This window comes from Shewanella inventionis, from assembly GCF_014641855.1.
Taxonomy (GTDB): Bacteria; Pseudomonadota; Gammaproteobacteria; order Enterobacterales; family Shewanellaceae; genus Shewanella; species Shewanella inventionis.
In genome coordinates, this window is sequence record NZ_BMII01000002.1 from 191,810 (window position 1) to 210,489 (window position 18,680).

At 42.2% G+C, this 18,680-nt stretch carries 17 protein-coding genes; all 17 read left to right on the forward strand.

The features are described 5' to 3' along the window. The 17 genes from miaA to IEW93_RS02200 all read left to right on the forward strand — a co-directional run bounded on the left by miaA (position 1) and on the right by IEW93_RS02200 (position 18,647). Complete coding sequence (miaA, locus tag IEW93_RS02120; RefSeq protein ID WP_188736453.1) at positions 1-927, forward strand: tRNA (adenosine(37)-N6)-dimethylallyltransferase MiaA; 927 nt, start codon at positions 1-3, stop codon at positions 925-927. An 82-nt stretch (positions 928-1,009) separates the two neighbouring features. Then, a complete protein-coding gene (gene hfq, locus IEW93_RS02125) occupies positions 1,010-1,267 on the forward strand; it encodes an RNA chaperone Hfq (RefSeq protein WP_188736454.1) in 258 nt (85 codons plus the stop codon). A 19-nt stretch (positions 1,268-1,286) separates the two neighbouring features. Continuing rightward, positions 1,287-2,594, forward strand: coding sequence for a ribosome rescue GTPase HflX (gene hflX, locus IEW93_RS02130; RefSeq protein WP_188736456.1), 1,308 nt, complete (start codon positions 1,287-1,289; stop codon positions 2,592-2,594). Between the two features lie 33 nt (positions 2,595-2,627). After that, entirely contained in the window at positions 2,628-3,788 is a 1,161-nt protein-coding gene (gene hflK, locus IEW93_RS02135; protein WP_188736459.1) for an FtsH protease activity modulator HflK, read from the forward strand. A 2-nt stretch (positions 3,789-3,790) separates the two neighbouring features. Beyond that, positions 3,791-4,669, forward strand: a complete 879-nt coding sequence (hflC, locus tag IEW93_RS02140) for a protease modulator HflC (protein ID WP_188736461.1) — start codon at positions 3,791-3,793, stop codon at positions 4,667-4,669. 409 nt (positions 4,670-5,078) lie between these two features. After that, the gene (gene petA, locus IEW93_RS02145) at positions 5,079-5,669 is read left to right on the forward strand and encodes a ubiquinol-cytochrome c reductase iron-sulfur subunit (protein ID WP_188736463.1); all 591 of its coding nucleotides are present in this window, start codon (positions 5,079-5,081) and stop codon (positions 5,667-5,669) included. Then, positions 5,669-6,883 (forward strand): cytochrome b, encoded by a 1,215-nt coding sequence (locus IEW93_RS02150; protein ID WP_188736465.1) that lies wholly within the window; start codon positions 5,669-5,671, stop codon positions 6,881-6,883. The genes petA and IEW93_RS02150 overlap by 1 nt, the downstream gene beginning before the upstream one ends. Further along, positions 6,883-7,581, forward strand: coding sequence for a cytochrome c1 (locus IEW93_RS02155; protein WP_188736467.1), 699 nt, complete (start codon positions 6,883-6,885; stop codon positions 7,579-7,581). Before IEW93_RS02150 ends, IEW93_RS02155 begins: the two co-directional genes overlap by 1 nt. A gap of 96 nt (positions 7,582-7,677) precedes the next feature. Next, the gene (gene sspA / locus IEW93_RS02160) at positions 7,678-8,307 is read left to right on the forward strand and encodes a stringent starvation protein SspA (RefSeq protein WP_188736469.1); all 630 of its coding nucleotides are present in this window, start codon (positions 7,678-7,680) and stop codon (positions 8,305-8,307) included. Next, positions 8,307-8,777, forward strand: coding sequence for a ClpXP protease specificity-enhancing factor (locus IEW93_RS02165; protein ID WP_188736471.1), 471 nt, complete (start codon positions 8,307-8,309; stop codon positions 8,775-8,777). The genes sspA and IEW93_RS02165 overlap by 1 nt, the downstream gene beginning before the upstream one ends. A gap of 74 nt (positions 8,778-8,851) precedes the next feature. Beyond that, on the forward strand, positions 8,852-9,421 hold the full coding sequence (locus IEW93_RS02170; protein ID WP_188736473.1) for an anthranilate synthase component II: 570 nt from the start codon (positions 8,852-8,854) through the stop codon (positions 9,419-9,421). A gap of 434 nt (positions 9,422-9,855) precedes the next feature. Further along, positions 9,856-12,366 (forward strand): S9 family peptidase, encoded by a 2,511-nt coding sequence (locus IEW93_RS02175; protein WP_188736475.1) that lies wholly within the window; start codon positions 9,856-9,858, stop codon positions 12,364-12,366. A gap of 101 nt (positions 12,367-12,467) precedes the next feature. Further along, positions 12,468-13,610 carry an HDOD domain-containing protein gene (locus tag IEW93_RS02180; RefSeq protein WP_188736477.1) on the forward strand — a complete coding sequence of 381 codons (1,143 nt, stop codon included), beginning with the start codon at positions 12,468-12,470 and terminating at the stop codon, positions 13,608-13,610. A gap of 336 nt (positions 13,611-13,946) precedes the next feature. Further along, positions 13,947-15,164, forward strand: coding sequence for an aspartate aminotransferase family protein (locus IEW93_RS02185; RefSeq protein WP_188736479.1), 1,218 nt, complete (start codon positions 13,947-13,949; stop codon positions 15,162-15,164). 118 nt (positions 15,165-15,282) lie between these two features. Continuing rightward, positions 15,283-16,302 carry an arginine N-succinyltransferase gene (astA, locus tag IEW93_RS02190; protein WP_188736481.1) on the forward strand — a complete coding sequence of 340 codons (1,020 nt, stop codon included), beginning with the start codon at positions 15,283-15,285 and terminating at the stop codon, positions 16,300-16,302. Positions 16,303-16,311: 9 nt separating this feature from the next. Further along, entirely contained in the window at positions 16,312-17,772 is a 1,461-nt protein-coding gene (astD, locus tag IEW93_RS02195; protein WP_188736482.1) for a succinylglutamate-semialdehyde dehydrogenase, read from the forward strand. A 74-nt stretch (positions 17,773-17,846) separates the two neighbouring features. Then, complete coding sequence (locus IEW93_RS02200) at positions 17,847-18,647, forward strand: DUF1338 domain-containing protein (RefSeq protein ID WP_188736484.1); 801 nt, start codon at positions 17,847-17,849, stop codon at positions 18,645-18,647. Positions 18,648-18,680: the final 33 nt, after the last annotated feature.

Genomic DNA, 18,680 nt, shown 5'->3' on the forward strand with positions numbered 1-18,680 from the left:
GTGCATAACATCAACAGGCCGAAAGTGATCTTTTTGATGGGGCCTACGGCTTCAGGCAAAACGGCATTAGCTATCGACATGGCAACGCAATATAATTGCGAAATTATTTCTGTTGATTCAGCGTTAATTTATCGCGGTATGGATATCGGTTCTGCAAAGCCATCGGCGCAAGAGCTGGCCGTTGCACCACATAGATTGATTGATATCCTTGACCCGAGTGAAAGTTATTCTGCAGCAGATTTCCGCCAAGATGCGCTTGCTGCAATTGAAGATATTATTGCCCAGGGTAAAACACCGCTTCTTGTTGGTGGTACAATGATGTATTTTAAGGCATTGTTAGATGGATTATCGCCTTTGCCCAGTGCAAATGAGGCCATAAGACAGCAAATTCTGTTACAGGCAGAAGCACAGGGTTGGGATTCATTACATCAAGAGTTGTGTGCAATTGACCCCATTGCCGGACAACGGATTCATCCAAATGATCCGCAACGATTATCGCGGGCGTTAGAGGTTTATCGCATCAGCGGTAAAACAATGACTGAGTTAACGCAAACAAAGTCGGCTGCTTTGCCGTATGATGTAGTGCAATTTGCAATTGCACCCAATGATAGAAAAGTATTACATAACTTAATTGCCAAGCGCTTTGATATCATGCTTGAGCAAGGTTTTATCGATGAAGTTGCTACGCTAAAAGCCCGTGGTGATTTACATTTAGAGTTGCCATCAATGCGTTGCGTAGGTTACAGGCAGTGCTGGCAATACCTTGATAATGAATTTGATCATGCGACTATGGTCGAAAAAGCTACAGCCGCTACTAGGCAATTGGCCAAACGTCAATTAACATGGTTGAGGAGTTGGCCTGATTTACAGTGGCTTGAAAGTGGTGTGGAAGGGAATTTAGTTACGCTTATGCGACAAAGCCGCTAGCTTATTAGCCGTTGCTGTATAATACTAAAACTAAACAATAAAACTTAATTCAATATATTTTAAAATAAAAAAGGAAATTAAAATGGCTAAGGGGCAATCTTTACAAGACCCATTTTTGAACGCATTGCGTCGAGAGCGAGTACCAGTCTCTATCTATTTAGTGAATGGTATTAAGCTACAGGGCCAGGTTGAATCATTCGATCAATTTGTGATCCTACTTAAAAATACAGTAAGCCAAATGGTTTACAAACACGCGATTTCAACAGTCGTACCAGCACGCCCATTCAATGTCTCTAGTCATCAGGGTGCAAGCCATAGTGAAGACGGCGCTGCTGAATAATTGAAAAGGAACATACTTTTTGTTTGATCGTTATGAAGCGGGTGAAACAGCGGTACTGGTTCATATCGACTTTTCTGACGAGGAACGTCGAGAAGATCTACTTGAGTTACAGCTTTTAGTTGAGTCCGCTGGTGCTCGCTCTGTAGGAGTGATAACCGGTAGTCGACGCTCACCGGACCGTAAATTTTTTATCGGTACAGGTAAGGCTGAAGAATTGGCAGCAATGGTAGCGGCCACACAAGCTAATGTCGTGATTTTTAATCATGCTTTGAGCCCAGCTCAAGAACGTAATCTTGAAATGGTTTGTCAGTGTCGTGTTTTAGACAGAACTACGCTAATTCTTGATATCTTTGCTCAACGAGCAAGAACTCATGAAGGTAAGTTGCAAGTGGAGCTAGCGCAACTGCGCCACATGTCAACTCGCTTAATCCGTGGTTGGACTCACTTAGAAAGACAAAAAGGTGGTATTGGGATGCGAGGGCCGGGTGAAACCCAGCTTGAAACAGACCGTCGTTTACTTCGCGGGCGGATTAAAAATATTAATCGTCGTCTCGAGAAAGTAGACAAACAGCGTGAGCAAAGTCGTCGTGCTCGTAATCGAAGCGACTTAGCGACTGTATCATTAGTGGGATATACCAACGCGGGAAAATCGACCCTATTTAACGCGTTGACTTCTTCGGATGTTTACGCCGCTGATCAGTTATTTGCTACGTTAGATCCAACATTACGTAAGTTAGCATTGCCTGACGGTGCGGTTATTTTAGCTGATACCGTTGGATTTATTCGTCATTTACCGCATGACTTAGTCGCCGCATTTAAAGCGACTTTGCAAGAAACTCGTCAAGCAGAAATTCTGTTGCATGTTGTTGATTGTGCTGATGAAAATATGGCTGAAAATTTTGACCAGGTACAAAGTGTACTCAAAGAAATTGATGCTGATGAAATCACCCAATTAGTTGTATGCAATAAAATCGACTTGCTTGAAGATTTTGCGCCCCGTATTGATTACGGTGAAGACGGAAAACCTGAACGAGTTTGGGTATCTGCTCAAAAACGCATTGGATTTGATTTGCTGTTAAAAGCGATTACCGAGTTAATCGGTGAGGTAATCCGCGAGCTTACTTTGAAGATACCCGCATCGGCAGGGCATTATCTTGGCCAGTTTTATCGACTGGATGCAATACAGCAGAAAGACTATGACGATCTGGGGAACTGTATTTTATCTGTTCGTTTATCCGATGCTGATTGGCGTCGGTTAGCTAAACAGAGTCAGGGGGAATTAGAGGCATTTATTTTTGAATCTTCAGAAATAGACGTCACTTGTTAATCTCATTTATTTCATCCAATTATGGAGTGCTAAATGGCTTGGAATGAGCCCGGTAACAAGGGAAATAAAGACCCTTGGGGAAATAAAGGTGGTAACGATAAAGGGCCACCAGATCTCGACGAAGTGTTTCGAAACTTATCAAAACGTTTTGGGGGTAAGGGCGGTAACTCCGCATCTGGCCAACCATTTAACGCATCAATATTGATTGTGTTTGCTGTTATCGCCCTAATTATTTGGGGGTTATCAGGTTTATACACAGTTAAAGAAGCTGAGCGTGGCGTGTTACTTCGTTTTGGTCAACATATTGGTGAAGTGAGTTCTGGTTTGCACTGGAAAGCCACCTTCATTGATGAAGTGTATACCGTAGACGTAGAAACGTTTCGTTCAATACCTGCCTCTGGCAGCATGTTGACGTCTGATGAAAACGTAGTGAAAGTTGAATTGGTTGTCCAATACAGCGTTTCAGATGCTTATTCGTATTTGTTTAGTGCTGTTGAAGCAAACGAAAGTTTACGAGAAGCAACAGATAGTGCACTGCGTTATGTGATTGGTCACAATCGCATGGACGACATTTTAACGACTGGTCGTGATGCCATTCGTCGTGATACATGGAAAGAGTTAGAGCGTATTATTGAGCCTTACAAACTAGGCTTACAAATCCGTGACGTTAACTTTTTACCAGCACGTCCACCTGAAGAAGTAAAAGATGCATTTGACGATGCTATTTCTGCTCAGGAAGATGAACAGCGCTTTATTCGTGAAGCCGAAGCGTATGCCCGTGAAATTGAGCCTAAAGCTCGTGGTCAAGTTGAACGTATGGTTCAACAAGCAAATGCATATAAAGAACGTGAAGTGTTAGAAGCTCAAGGTAAAGTGGCTCGTTTTGAAAAACTGCTACCTGAATACAAAGCTGCACCAGCAGTGACACGTAATCGTTTATATTTAGATGCAATGCAAACCGTGATGTCTGATACCAATAAAGTGCTTATTGATGCTAAAAATAATGGCAACTTGATGTATTTACCTTTAGATAAGCTGATGGATGCGACTAACAGTTCACGTCAAGAAGCGGAACCTGAAGTTGAACGCCATGTAAACTCAGTATCAACCAACAGCGTAAATACACCTATAACGAGTATGTCGTCTGATGGGCGTCTCAGCCGCGAAGAGCGTCTTCGCCAAGGGAGGAACTAATCATGGGTAGATTTGCTCTGATCATTTTGGTTGTAATTTTAGGTGTTGGTTTTTCATCGCTAATGGTAGTTAACGAAGGTGAGCGCGCTATTGTGTCTCGTTTCGGTAAGGTCCTTAAAGACGATGGCGTCACTAAAGTATTTACGCCAGGATTACATTTTAAAATCCCTGTAGTAGATAAAGTACGTTATCTAGATGCGCGTATTCAAACCCTAGACGGCGCAGCAGATCGTTTTGTGACTTCTGAAAAGAAAGACTTAATGGTTGATTCATACGTTAAATGGCGTATTCGTGATTTTGAAAAGTATTATCTTTCAACTAATGGTGGTATTAAGGCCAACGCTGAAAGCTTGTTACAAGCAAAAATCAACAACGATTTACGTACTGAGTTTGGTCGTCGTACGATTAAAGAAATCGTATCGGGTAAACGTGATGAATTGCAAACTGATGCATTACAAAACGCCTCTGAAAGTGCCGAAAATCTTGGCATTGAAGTGGTAGATGTGCGTGTTAAGCAAATCAACTTACCGGCGAATGTGAGTAACAGTATTTACCAACGTATGCGTGCAGAGCGTCAAGCTGTTGCTAAAGAGCATCGCGCGCAAGGTAAAGAGCAAGCTGAAATTATTCGCGCGACGATTGATGCAAATGTCACAGTAAAAGTTGCTGAAGCCGAGCGTAAAGCATTAACTATTCGTGGTGAAGGCGATGCTCTAGCGGCTAAGATTTATGCAGATGCTTACAGTAAAGACGTTGAGTTTTATAACTTTTTACGTAGTTTAGAAGCTTACAAAGAAAGTTTTGCCGGCAAAAATGATGTGATGGTGTTAGAGCCTGAAGGTGATTTCTTTAAATATATGAAATCTTCAGACGGTAAATAACCCTAAGTTAGTTTAAACGTCAATAAATGATAAAAAGCTCAGTTTATTCTGAGCTTTTTTGTATCTGCAATTCAAATTCAGTTTTTCATATTATCAGTTTCTTTTATCAGAACTTGCGGCTTTAATTAGTTTTGGCAGTAAAAAGTATATAAGCATTTGATTAGCTATAAGAATCAGTAGTGTTTTTTTATTATTTTGTTTCGGCTGATTGTCAAAAACATGCTGATTTATATGCTTTTTTGAAAAAAAAGTGAATATCCTCAACATAGATGAGTGTTTTCACTATGATCTGCTTCTAATTTTTCGCTATAATGAGCACCGCCTCAAACTATGATTTTAGCGTGCTACCTTTTTGGTTCGCTAAAGTATTGAAATATAAAAATTCCAACACCCTCTGGGAGATAAGTGGATGAGCAATGCGCCAGTCGATACCGGACGTCGCAGATTCCTGACAGCCGCAACCGCCGTAGTAGGTGGTGCTGGTGCCGTCGCTGTAGCGGTTCCTTTCATCAAGTCATGGAATCCGAGCGCCAAGGCGAAAGCTGCAGGTGCGCCGGTCGAAGTAAATATTAGTAAAGTAGAACCAGGTCAGTTAATTCGTGTCGAATGGCGCGGAAAACCGGTTTGGGTCGTTCGTCGTACAGAAGCTGTACTAGAGAATCTTAAATCTTTAGACGGTCAATTACGCGATCCTGCTTCAGAAGAAATGCAGCAACCAGAATATGCAGCAAACCCTGTACGTTCTATTAAACCTGAATTCTTCATTGCAGTCGGTATCTGTACTCATTTAGGTTGTTCACCTACTTATTTACCTGATTCATTTGGTGAACAGGTTGAAGGTGTAACATCTGGTTTCTTCTGTCCTTGTCACGGTTCTAAATTCGACATGGCTGGTCGTGTGTTCCAGGGTGTTCCTGCACCATTGAACCTTGTGATCCCGCCTCATCAATATGTCGATGATGCTACCGTGCTTATCGGTGAAGACTCGGGAGCGGCGTAATGGTTAAGAATATTATTGATTGGATTGATGCGCGCATCCCAATGACGGCGACTTATAACCGTCACGTGGGTCAATATGCGACACCAAAGAACTTCAACTTTTGGTATTTCTTTGGGTCATTAGCACTTTTAGTTTTAGTTAACCAACTACTTACCGGTATTTGGTTAACCATGAATTACGTGCCAACAGCTGAAGGCGCATTTGCTTCAGTTGAATACATCATGCGTGATGTTGAGTACGGTTGGTTGCTACGCTATATGCACTCTACGGGTGCGTCGGCGTTTTTCTTCGTCATTTATTTACACATGTTCCGTGGTTTAATCTACGGTTCGTATCAAAAACCAAGAGAGCTTTTATGGCTATTTGGTATGTTGATTTTCCTTGTGTTAATGGCTGAAGCGTTCATGGGTTACCTACTTCCATGGGGACAAATGTCTTACTGGGGTGCACAGGTAATTATCTCTTTGTTTGGTGCTATCCCTGTTATTGGTGATGACCTAACATTGTGGATCCGTGGTGACTATGTTATCTCAGGTGCAACATTAAACCGTTTCTTCGCATTACACGTTATTGCGCTTCCATTAGTGTTAGTTGTGTTAGTGTTTTTACACTTAATCGCACTGCATGAAGTGGGCTCAAATAACCCTGACGGCGTTGAAATTAAAAAGAACAAAGATGAGAACGGTTGGCCAGTTGATGGCATTCCATTCCACCCTTATTACACTGTAAAAGACATTATGGGTGTAGCGGGCTTCTTAATCGTGTTCTGTTATGTGTTGTTCTTCATGCCTGAAGGCGGTGGATACTTCCTTGAAAAGCCAAACTTTGAAGCGGCTAACCCAATGAAGACACCAGTGCATATCGCGCCGGTTTGGTACTTCACTCCTTTCTATGCCATTTTACGTGCGATTCCTGATAAGTTATTGGGTGTAATAGGTATGGGTCTGTCGATTGCAGTATTATTTATTCTGCCTTGGCTAGATCGTTGTAAAGTGAAGTCTATTCGCTATCGCAGCATGATCCACAAGATCAACATTGCACAATTTTCTGTGTCGTTCATTATTCTTGGTTATTTAGGTGTGGTTCCGGCGACTCCTGAGCTAACAATTGCGGCACGTATTTTCACTTTCACTTACTTTGGTTTCTTTGTAGCCCTATGGGTTTACAGTAAAAACGAGAAAACAAAAGAAGTACCAACGAGGGTGACACACTAATGAAAAAGTTATTAATTGCATTAGTTACTTTGTTGCCATCTTTGGCGATGGCAGCAAGTGGGCATAATGTTCACTTAGAAAGCGCTAACGTTGACTTACATGACAAAGCATCATTAGAACGTGGTTTGGGTTTATTTCAACAGTATTGTTCTGGTTGTCATAGTACTCAATACCAACGCTATGAGCGTGTAGCTACTGATATCGGTATATCAACCGATGATATGCGTAGTAAATACATTCTTAACGATGCAAAAATCGGCGATTTGATGGAAAATGCCATCCCTACAGCCGATGCTGCTAAGTGGTTTGGTGCTGCGCCTCCAGACTTAACATTAGTGGCTCGTGTTCGTGGTGAAGACTGGGTATATTCTTACCTAAAAGGTTTTTATGCTGATGAGACTCGTCCATTTGGCGTAAACAACACAGTGTTCCCATTAGTGGGTATGCCACATGTATTGCAAGATTTACAAGGTCTTGCCGTTAAACAAGAAGACGGCACTTTTGTTACCACTGGTGGTAAGCTGACGCCTGAAGAGTATGACCAAGCGGTTCGTGATATCACGGGTTTCTTAGTTTATTCTGCAGAACCTGTGCAATTAGAGCGTAAAGCTTTAGGTGTGTGGGTACTTGGATTCTTGTTTATTTTCTTCATCATTGCGTATTTGTTGAAGAAAGAGTACTGGAAAGATGTACACTAGCTATCAATAACGGTTATTATACATTATCCGCATATTGTAAACGGGGGGCTTAGCCCCTCGTTTGTTTTGTTTTTTTTAAGATTCTGGAGGGTATCAATGGCTGTTGCTGCCAACAAGCGCTCTATCATGACACTTTTTTCTGGTGCCGATGATTTATATAGTCACCAAGTACGTATCGTATTGGCTGAAAAAGGGGTTACCGTTGATGTTTTGCAGGTAGACCCAAGTGAAATGCCTGAAGATTTACTTGAAGTCAATCCATACAACTCAGTGCCAACGTTAGTTGATCGCGAACTAGTGTTGTATGAATCTCGTATTATTATGGAGTATTTGGATGAGCGTTTTCCGCATCCTCCATTAATGCCTGTTTACCCGGTATCTCGCGGCCAAAGCCGTTTGATGATGCACAGAATCGACACTGATTGGTATGCGCTTGTTGAGCGTATACGTAAAGGTGACAAAGCTGATGCAGCTCGTAAAGAGTTAACCGAAAGCCTAGTCGCTTTAGCACCGGTGTTTGCTGAAATGCCATATTTTATGAGCGAAGAGTTTGGTTTATCTGACTGCTACCTAGGCCCATTATTATGGCGTCTACCAGTATTGGGTATTAACTTAGATCCTCGTACAGCAAAAGAAATTAATGCTTATATGACACGTATTTTTGAACGTGAATCATTTAAAGCATCGCTTACTGAGGCTGAGCGCGAAATGCGCATGGGCATGTAATGAAACCAATAACACCTAATCGTCCGTATTTGTTGCGTGCCTATTATGAATGGTTGATGGATAACCATTTAACGCCGCATGTTGTCGTGGACGCTTTTGTTAAAGGTACCCAAGTTCCACAGCAATTTGTTAAAGACGGTCAAATCGTACTTAACATTGCTACTGGCGCTGTGGCTAATCTTCACATGACAAACGATGCTGTAGAGTTTAATGCGCGTTTTGGCGGAGTACCGCAAAACGTGTTTTTACCTATGGCGTCTATTGTTGCCATCTATGCCCGTGAAAATGGTGCTGGCACGGTGTTTGATATGGAAGATGCTTACATGATCGAAGATGAACATGATGAACTTTCATCAGTGCCTTCATCGATGAAGTCAGTTGAAGAACCTTCAACAACGCCTGAGACGACTAAGTCGACCAGTTCTGACGATAAAGCAAAACGCAGAAGTCACCTAACTGTGGTTAAGTAATTAACTTATGTTAGGGTAAAAACCAGTCGCAAGGCTGGTTTTTTTTAAGCTCAAAAAAGTCATGAGAAACGATAATGCTATTGATGATTGATAATTATGATTCATTTACGTTTAACCTTGTTCAGTATTTCCAAACACTTGAGCAAGAGATTATTGTTAAGCGCAATGATGAAATAACGATTGAACAAATTGAATCATTAGCACCAAGCCACCTTGTCATATCTCCAGGTCCTTGCACTCCAAACGAAGCGGGTATATCTCTTGCGGCTATAGCGCATTTTGCCGGAAAAATCCCTATTTTAGGTGTTTGTCTCGGTCATCAGGCCATCGCGCAAGTGTTTGGGGCAAATGTTATCCGAGCTAAGCGGGTTATGCATGGCAAAACCAGTTTAATTCAACACCATCAACAAGGTTTATTTACAGGTCTCGCATTACCTTTGCAGGTTACTCGCTATCACTCTCTACTGATTGATGATATTCCACCAGGTTTTGAACTAGATGCGTGGTTTGATGATCCACAACATGGCAAGGAAATTATGGCCATGAGTCATCGAGATTTACGTATATACAGCGTTCAATTTCATCCAGAATCTATTTTAACTCAGCAAGGGCATGAGTTACTTGCTAATTTTCTTCAGCAATAGCTCGTGAGTTATTGGTCATTGATTAGGGTCTGTTTATCTTTCAAGGTTATTTAACCAGCAAAGATCAACAGACACTAGGTATTTTATGTTACAACTTCTGCGTTCATCACCATTCATTCTTAAGTATAATACCATTTCCATTAATTATGTGACCAATCAGAGTCGCTCAGACTGTTCAGTTTGAGGCGCATTGTTGAAATAATGGTTGTTCCTTCTAAGGCAATGCAACAAAGAAATGGACTGTCTGAGCGTCTCCTGCAAGGCGGGTTTCTGTACCTTCTATGCTGCTTAATAGTATTTTGACGTAGAGCAACTATGCCTACAATCCTATTACTTGCCTAGAAGGCACAGAATTCCCGCTGTATGACCAGATAATTAGTGGAATTGGTATAATAGGGCGTAAAATAGCGCTAACAATAATAAAAAGGATGAACATGAACAGCTTTTTGCGACATTTTACCATTAGTGCAGTTTCATTAGCCATGCTGGGCGGGTGTGCAACTACAACCAATTCGACCTCTCCAGTAACCCCTAGTATTTCTTCCTCAGCGACAAGTATTTCTTCGCCGGCCAATATTTCTGTGCCATTAGTTACACCGCCGAGAGCTGAGAAACCGCTCACCTTAAACCAAATTATGGCTAACCCCGATTGGATGGGCATATTGGCCCAAGGTGCATATTGGAGTGACGACAGTCAGTCAGTGTATTTTAGTCGTCAAGCTCATCAGTCGCCTGTTCGTGATTATTATCAGCAAAGTCTTTCAGCCGGTGAGGCTAACCAACTCGACCTATCCCTGCTGCATTTAGCAGACCAGCAGCATGGTGTGATTAATCAAGCTAAATCGAAAAAAGCATTTATTTATCAAGGTAACGTGTTTATAAAAGATCTCCAAACAGGGGATGTAGCTCAAATCACGCGTCAGAATATGGCGATTGATGGTATTCGGTTTTTAAATAATGGTGATTTGGCTTACTGGCAAGGTAACAATATTTTCCGCTTACACCAGGCTACTGGCATGACAGAACAAATTGCTGCAATTGAAATGAGCAATGAGCCAAAAGGTGTGCAGGAGCCTAGCAGTTATATCGCTAAGCAACAGCATAGATTGATAGATTATGTAGCGTTGCAGCATACAAATGACAAAAAACGAGAACAATACCGCGGGTTATTAGAAAAAGCGGACCCGACACTGTCTGCAAAACCCTGGTACCTTGGCGATTCGGAAGTGATTTCAGAGATGAGCTTATCGCCAGATGGTCGATATGTGATGCTTGCTCTAACCGACAAAAACTACAGTTGGCGCGCCGAACACGACATCATGCCTAATTATTTAGGTAAAGATGGCTACGTTGATGCGGTACCCGCCCGAGCGCGTGTTGCTGAAGATGCTTTTCCTGGCCAACGATTAGTGTTACTTGATCTTGTTGAACGCACTAAAAAAGATATTACGATTGAAGGGTTAACCGGATTCGATGAAGATGTGCTGGCCAGTGTTAAGGCCGAAAATGCCAAAGCTCAAGGTAAAACCTATAAAAGTGAAAATGCACCACGATTAATTCAGCTTATGCAAGACTGGGAGTGGAGCCAAAGTGCGATGCAATGGCGTGATACCGATAATCAATTATTGGTCATGCTTGAAGCGGTTGATAATAAAGATCGCTGGATTGCGCGGGTCGATCTGCAAAAAGGTAAGCTTATCACCGAGCATCGCTTACATGATGATGCCTGGGTTAATTATAATTACAACCAATTTGGTTGGGTAACAGGCACAGATACTTTTTACTATTTATCAGAAGAATCAGGCTTTTCACACCTGTATGTTAAGTCATCATCAGGCAATAAAACCGCGTTAACCAGCGGTAAATATGTGGTCGATAATGTGACCTTGTCACCAGATGGAAAACACCTATATTACCGAGCAAACAAAGAACATCCTGGGATTTACAATGTTTATCGAGTTGAGATTGCTTCAGGTACAAATGAGCAACTAACCCAATGGTTTGGTACATTAGATTACAGCTTAAGCCCAGACGGTAGTGCGCTATTGTTAACAGCCACAACGGCTACTAGCCCTAATGAACTTTATGTTCAAGCCATTGGTGGCGAAATCAAGCAGTTGACTGATTACACTAGTAATGACTTTAAGCAATATCCTTGGCAAGCACCTCAAGTTGTCGCGGTGCCTTCAAATCATGGCGCAGGCCAGATCTATGCTAGAGTGTATTTGCCACAAGGTTTTGATGCGAAACAGGCTGATAAGTACCCTGCGGTGGTGTTTAACCATGGCGCTGGTTATTTACAAAATGCCCACTATGGTTTTTCAGGCTACTTTCGTGAATTTATGTTTCATAACTTATTAACTCAACAAGGTTATGTTGTGATGGACATGGATTATCGTGGTTCTAAAGGTTATGGTCGCGATTGGCGTACTGCGGTTTATCGCAATATGGGCCATCCTGAAGTTGAAGACTTAAAAGATGGCGTTGCCTGGCTTGCAACAAACGCCAACGTAGATAATCAGCGAGTAGGCACTTATGGTGGTTCTTACGGCGGTTTTTTAACGTTTATGGCATTGTTTAATGAGCCTGAATTATTCCAAGCAGGCGCTGCGTTACGTCCTGTAACCGATTGGGCGCATTATAACGCGCCCTATACTGCCAATATTTTAAATACGCCTGATATCGACCCTATTGCGTATGAGCGTAGCTCGCCGATAGAACATGCTCAAGGGTTGCAAAAACCATTGTTGATTATGACCGGTGTGTTAGATGACAACGTGTTTTTTCAAGACAGTGTTCGCCTAGTGCAACGCCTAATTGAGCTGGAAAAACCGATGTTTGAAACGGCTATTTACCCCGTTGAGCCACATGGTTTTGTGCAGCCATCAAGCTGGTTAGATGAGTATCGTCGTATCTATAAATTATTTGAGCAAGAACTAAAATAGCCATCAAGCTCCAATTTAGTAAATAAAATGGCATTAAGGCTTTCTTTGGAGAGCCTTAATTTTTATGATTAACCTCAAATTAAAATTAAGGAATGTGTTGAGTGGCAATATCAGTCGCAGGCGGTGTTAGACCCGGAAAAGTCATTGAAATAGAGCGTAGGCTCTACCATCAGCTTATTGTGGGTAAACAGCCTATGAGCTCAATGCTCGATGAGCTAAATGCCGAAATAGAAGAAAGTGCTAACAAACTTGATATTGAACGACAAGCACTGAAATTACGCATTGAAAAGCAAGTGCAAGAGCGCCAAATTTATCTTGAGGTCTCTACCCACTTAACACATACCGTCAATAATACAATTGAACATCAACTGGCGATTCCGCAGCTGATTATTGATTCTTCTGGTATCACAGAAAGCCAAATATTGCTGTTAGATCTTTTGTTAAGTTCAGATCTTAATTTAAATCGTTTAAGACCAATTATCGAAGACAATAGCTGGCTATGTCGTGATTTAATTAATTTAATTAATAGCCCTTCATCGAGGCATAGACGACCTAAAAACTCTGATGTGCAAGTTACCGATATAAAATTGGTACTGAATTATATTGGTTTAGAAAATCTACGATTATTAATTCCTTATTTTTGTTTGCGTAATTGGCTGCCATCAGGCAATACCAATTTACTTTGGATTACTCGAAAGTTATGGCGCTATAGCATCATGAGTGCCATCGCTGCGCAAGCCCTAGCTGTGTTGCACAATAAAGAACCGAGTTTGACCTATACTTGTTCATTAATGTATCAGTTTTCCACGTCAATAATGCTTAGCCAAAGTGGACGAATTTTTGATAAAACGTGGGGAACCTGGTTACGTGAGGCAAGCCATAGTCGAGACAAACAGGTTTATGATGCCATTATGGCCACCGATTTTCCTGCAGAGTCGATATTCGAACAAGTCATGCAACATGCTCATACTTTGAATTGGAAATTACTTAATTTACTCAAATTTGAAGATTCATCAATGACACGAGTGTTAAAAGAGCTTGATCATGATTATCACTTTTCTGAATTGTCTGCTGATGCAGCCATTGTGGCCAAAGCAAGTTGTTATGCCAAAGTGCTGTTATTAGAAGAGCAGCAGTTGATTGACCCACAAGAAAAACGGATCATGTTTGATTATTACGAGTTTTCTGCTCAAGAATTACTGCGATTAAAAGCGCAAAATTTTCGTAAACTTGATTTACTTTAAGTGTTTAGATCGCCCTATAGAGGTAAATGTTAAAATTGTGTAATTATTCACTTTTGATGAATAGGTACACAAAACTCAACCAAATAACTTTTTTTATGACTATTTATGCTTGCATTCCCCCGAATAAACGCTTTTTTTGGTCATATTTTTCAATCTTTATGCATAACAGTGGCAACGGTTGCAGAAGTTAATTGTACAGAACTGGTATTTTGATCACATTTTCGCTAATAATGTCCCATAAATAACACAAGCTTCCGCCAATGCACTTACAGAATATAAAGCAAACCGCGGAAACAGCGGCTTTTAAGTCGCAATTAACCTGAAGGATAAAATGCAATGAGTCTAGAAATGAATCTAACCCGTGCCCAATTTGATGAAGTGATGGTGCCTAATTATGCGCCTGCAGCCGTGATCCCTGTTCGTGGAGCGGGCAGCCGAGTATGGGATCAAGAAGGCAAAGAGTTTATCGATTTCGCTGGCGGTATTGCAGTTAATTGTTTGGGTCACTGTCATCCAGCGTTAGTGTCAGCTTTAAAAGAGCAGGGTGAAAAACTATGGCATTTATCAAACGTAATGACCAACGAGCCAGCGCTCGAATTAGCCACTAAATTAGTTAACGCTACATTTGCTGAACGTGTTTATTTTGCCAACTCTGGCGCAGAAGCAAACGAAGCTGCACTTAAATTAGCCCGTCGTTATGCATTAGATAATCACGGTGCTGATAAAGATCAAATTATCGCTTTCGACAAAGCATTCCATGGCCGCACATTTTTTACCGTAACCGTTGGCGGTCAAGCTGCTTACTCTGACGGCTTTGGGCCTAAACCACAAAGCATAACCCACGTACCATTTAATGATATTGCAGCATTAGAAGCCGTTATTTCAGATAAAACCTGTGCCATTATGCTTGAGCCACTCCAAGGCGAAGGTGGCATTATTAATGGTGATCCAGAGTTTTTAAAGGCCGTGCGTCGTTTAGCAGACAAACACGATGCATTGGTTATTTTTGATGAAGTACAAACCGGTGTTGGCCGAACTGGTGAGCTATTTGCTTACATGGGTACTGACATCGTGCCTGATATTTTAACCAGTGCTAAAGCTTTAGGCGGCGGCTTTCCCATTGCGGCAATGTTAACAACAGCCAAAATTGCTGCTCACTTAAAAGTGGGTACTCATGGTTCTACTTACGGTGGTAACCCATTAGCGTGTGCTGTTGGTAACGCGGTCATGGATGTTGTGAACACCAAAGAAGTATTAGATGGTGTTAAACACCGTGAGCAGTTATTCCGCGATGGCTTAGCGGCCATTAATGCTAAGTACAACGTCTTTAGTGAAGTGCGCGGTAAAGGCTTGTTGCTTGGTGCGGTATTAAACGAAAAATACGAAGGCCGTAGCCGTGACTTTTTAGTTGCGTCAGTCTCTGAAGGCTTAATGAGCTTAATCGCAGGTGCAAATGTGGTGCGTTTTGCTCCGTCATTGGTGATCCCTGAAGCTGATATTACAGAAGGCTTAGCACGTTTTGAACGTGCTGTAGCAAAAGTAGTCGCAGGTTAATGAACAACACGAGTACCTGCCTTGCAGGTACTCGTGTTGTTTGGGTTCGTCACATTGGTTAGCGTTGGAGGGGGAGCTCTCCAGCGTGCAAACCTAGTGGCGCAATGAGGAGATTAAGATGTTAATCATACGTCCTATCCGTGCTAGTGATTACGATGCACTTTATAGTATCGCAGTTGAGTCTGGTCACGGTTTCACATCTTTACCCGTTAACGAAGAGTTATTGCGTGCAAAGATAGCTAGGGCAGAAGCATCTTTTACTAAGCAAATTGATAAGCCTTTTGATGAAGGCTACTTAATGGTGCTTGAAGATACCAAAACTGGCCAAGTTGTGGGTACTTGTGGTGTTGAAGCTGCCGTCGGCATGCAAGATGCTTTTTATCATTACCGTTTAGGTACCGAGGTTTATCACTCGTCGCAAATCGCTGTGCGTAATGAAGTTGAAACGCTCACACTCTGTCATGACTATACCGGCGCTGCTGAAGTTTGTACCTTGTTTTTAAAAGATGCATACCGCAAAGGCAATAATGGTCGCATGTTATCTCGTTCGCGTTTTTTATTATTAGCTCAACACCCTAAGCGTTTCGGTGAAACAGTTATCGCAGAAATGCGAGGCGTGAGTGATGAAAAAGGCGACTCACCATTTTATGAATGGTTACAAAATCATTTCTTAGGCATTGATTTTGTCGAAGCAGATTATTTATCCGGCCTAGGCAAAAAAGCCTTTATGGCTGAAATGATGCCTCGCAACCCTGTGTATGTTTGTATGCTGCCTAAAAAAGCGCAGAAAGTGATTGGTGAAGTTCATAAAAATACTAAGCCGGCACTGCGTTTATTACAAGCCGAAGGCTTTAAGTTCCGCAATTATGTCGATATTTTTGATGGTGGTCCAACGGTAGAGTGTGCCTTGAGTGAAATCCGCTCAGTTAAGAAGAGCCGCTTATTAACTGTGTCTGTGGGCAAAATGCCTCACACAGATGACCAATTTATTATTTCCAACACATCGCTTGCTGATTATCGTGCATCAGCGGCAAAACTGTTGGTCTCTGACGAACACGATAATGTTGTGCTTAGCCCTGAAATTGCAGCTGGTTTACTGGTTAGCGATGGCGAGCAGATCCGTGTTTTAGCAATGTAGGAGTAAGAAATGACACAATATATTAATGGCCAGTGGTTAGCTGGTGAAGGTCATGATGTTAACTCAAGCAACCCAGCAAATGCAGAGGTGATTTGGCAGGGTAAAACCGCTACACCAAATCAAGTTAATGCTGCGGTTGATGCTGCTCGTGCAGCGCAATTTGATTGGTTTATGCTGGGCTATGACGCCCGCCTAGCTATTGTAGAAGCGTATCGTTCACAACTAGAAGCAAATAAAGACGAAATCGCTGAAACAATTGCACAAGAAACCGGTAAGCCACAATGGGAAACGGCCACTGAAGTGGGTGCTATGATTGGCAAAATTGCGTTATCTGCCAAAGCGCACGACAAACGTACGGGGACAGAAACTAGCGACTTACCAGCGGGACGCGCGGTATTGCGTCATAAGCCACATGGTGTTGTGGCGGTATTTGGGCCTTATAATTTCCCTGGTCATTTACCAAATGGCCATATTGTACCGGCATTGCTTGCTGGTAACACGGTTGTATTTAAGCCTTCTGAGCTCACACCTAAAGTTGCAGAGTTGATGTTAAAGTGTTGGGACAAAGCCGGTTTGCCAAAAGGGGTGGTTAACCTAGTGCAAGGTGAAGTTGAAACCGGTAAAGCACTGGCTTCTCACCCGCAAATTGACGGGTTATTCTTTACCGGTAGTTCGCGTACTGGTCACATTTTACATCAGCAATATGCAGGCCATCCGGGGAAAATATTAGCCCTAGAAATGGGTGGGAATAACCCACTTATCGTCAAGGGTGTCACTGACACTAAAGCCGCAGTGCATGACATTATTCAATCTGCGTATATCTCATCTGGTCAGCGTTGTACTTGCGCTCGTCGTTTATATGTTGAAGAAGGCGCCCAAGGTGATGCATTAATTGCTGAGCTTGTTAATGCTATTAAGCAAATTAAGGTGGGCCCCTGGAATGCGCAACCACAGCCGTTTATGGGCTCAATGATCTCAGAAACCGCTGCTCGAGGTATGGTTGCAGCACAAGCTACATTGCAATCTCTTGGGGGCGTGTCGTTAGTTGAGTTGACACAAGTTGAAACTGGTAAGGGTATGGTTACACCAGGTTTAATCGATGTGACGAACATTGCTGAGTTACCAGACGAAGAATATTTTGGCCCGCTCTTACAGTTGGTTCGATACCGCGATTTTGACCAAGCTATTCATTTAGCTAATGCAACTCGATATGGCTTGTCTGCTGGCTTACTTGCTGACAGTCGTGAAGATTATGATTATTTCTTAGCGCGTATTCGTGCGGGTATTGTGAATTGGAATAAGCAAATCACGGGAGCTTCTGGTGCAGCACCGTTTGGTGGTGTTGGGGCATCGGGTAATCACCGTGCAAGTGCTTTTTATGCCGCGGATTATTGTGCTTATCCTGTTGCGTCAATGGAAGCTGACAACGTCAGTTTACCAGCCACTTTAAGCCCGGGTTTATCAATTTAGTCGATAAATCAATCGCATGAACCAAGCTGGTAATGTCTAAGCGATATTACCAGCCTTATTATAAGGATTTAACCATGCATACTGACGTAAATACTTTGTTTGCTGAGCTATGGCAAGACTATATTAAGATGACACCCTCTGCGGCAAAGATCCATCAATTGCTTGGCCATGGTGCGGCGATCATTAATGATCATATTGCACTGCGCACGTTTAATATCGCAAAGGTAAATTTAAGCGTATTAGCAAAACATTTCACATCTATTGGCTATGTAGATTGCGGTGATTATAAGTTTGAACAAAAAAAGCTGGTGGCTAAGCATTTTGAACATCCTGATCCTACACAACCTAAGGTGTTTATTTCTGAGCTATTGGTAGAAGAGTTTAGCCCAGAGCTGCAAAAAACTATCCAGGGCTTGATTGAGCAAGTGGATGTCGCGGCCACAACTGCAGATAACTTTATCTATTCTGGCCGTCACTGGGAATTAGATAAAGCAACCTATAAATCACTGTTAGCTGAAAGCGAATATGCAGCATGGGTTGCAGCTTTAGGGTACCGTGCCAACCACTTTACGGTTTCGATCAATGATTTACCGCAGTTTGAGCGCATTGAAGATGTTAACCAGGCACTTAAAGATGCCGGTTTTGTATTAAATACTTCAGGCGGCGAAATTAAAGGTACGCCAGAGGTGTTGCTAGAGCAATCATCTACCATGGCTGATAAAGTGGTCGTTAATTTTACTGATGGCGATGCTGAAATCCCGAGTTGTTTTTACGAGTTTGCTCGACGTTATCCAATGGAAAACGGCAAGCTATACACTGGGTTTGTTGCTGCCTCGGCAGATAAGATTTTTGAAAGCACTAACGCAATGATGTAAAGTCTTGAATGCATATAAAGGCTTAATTGGGTG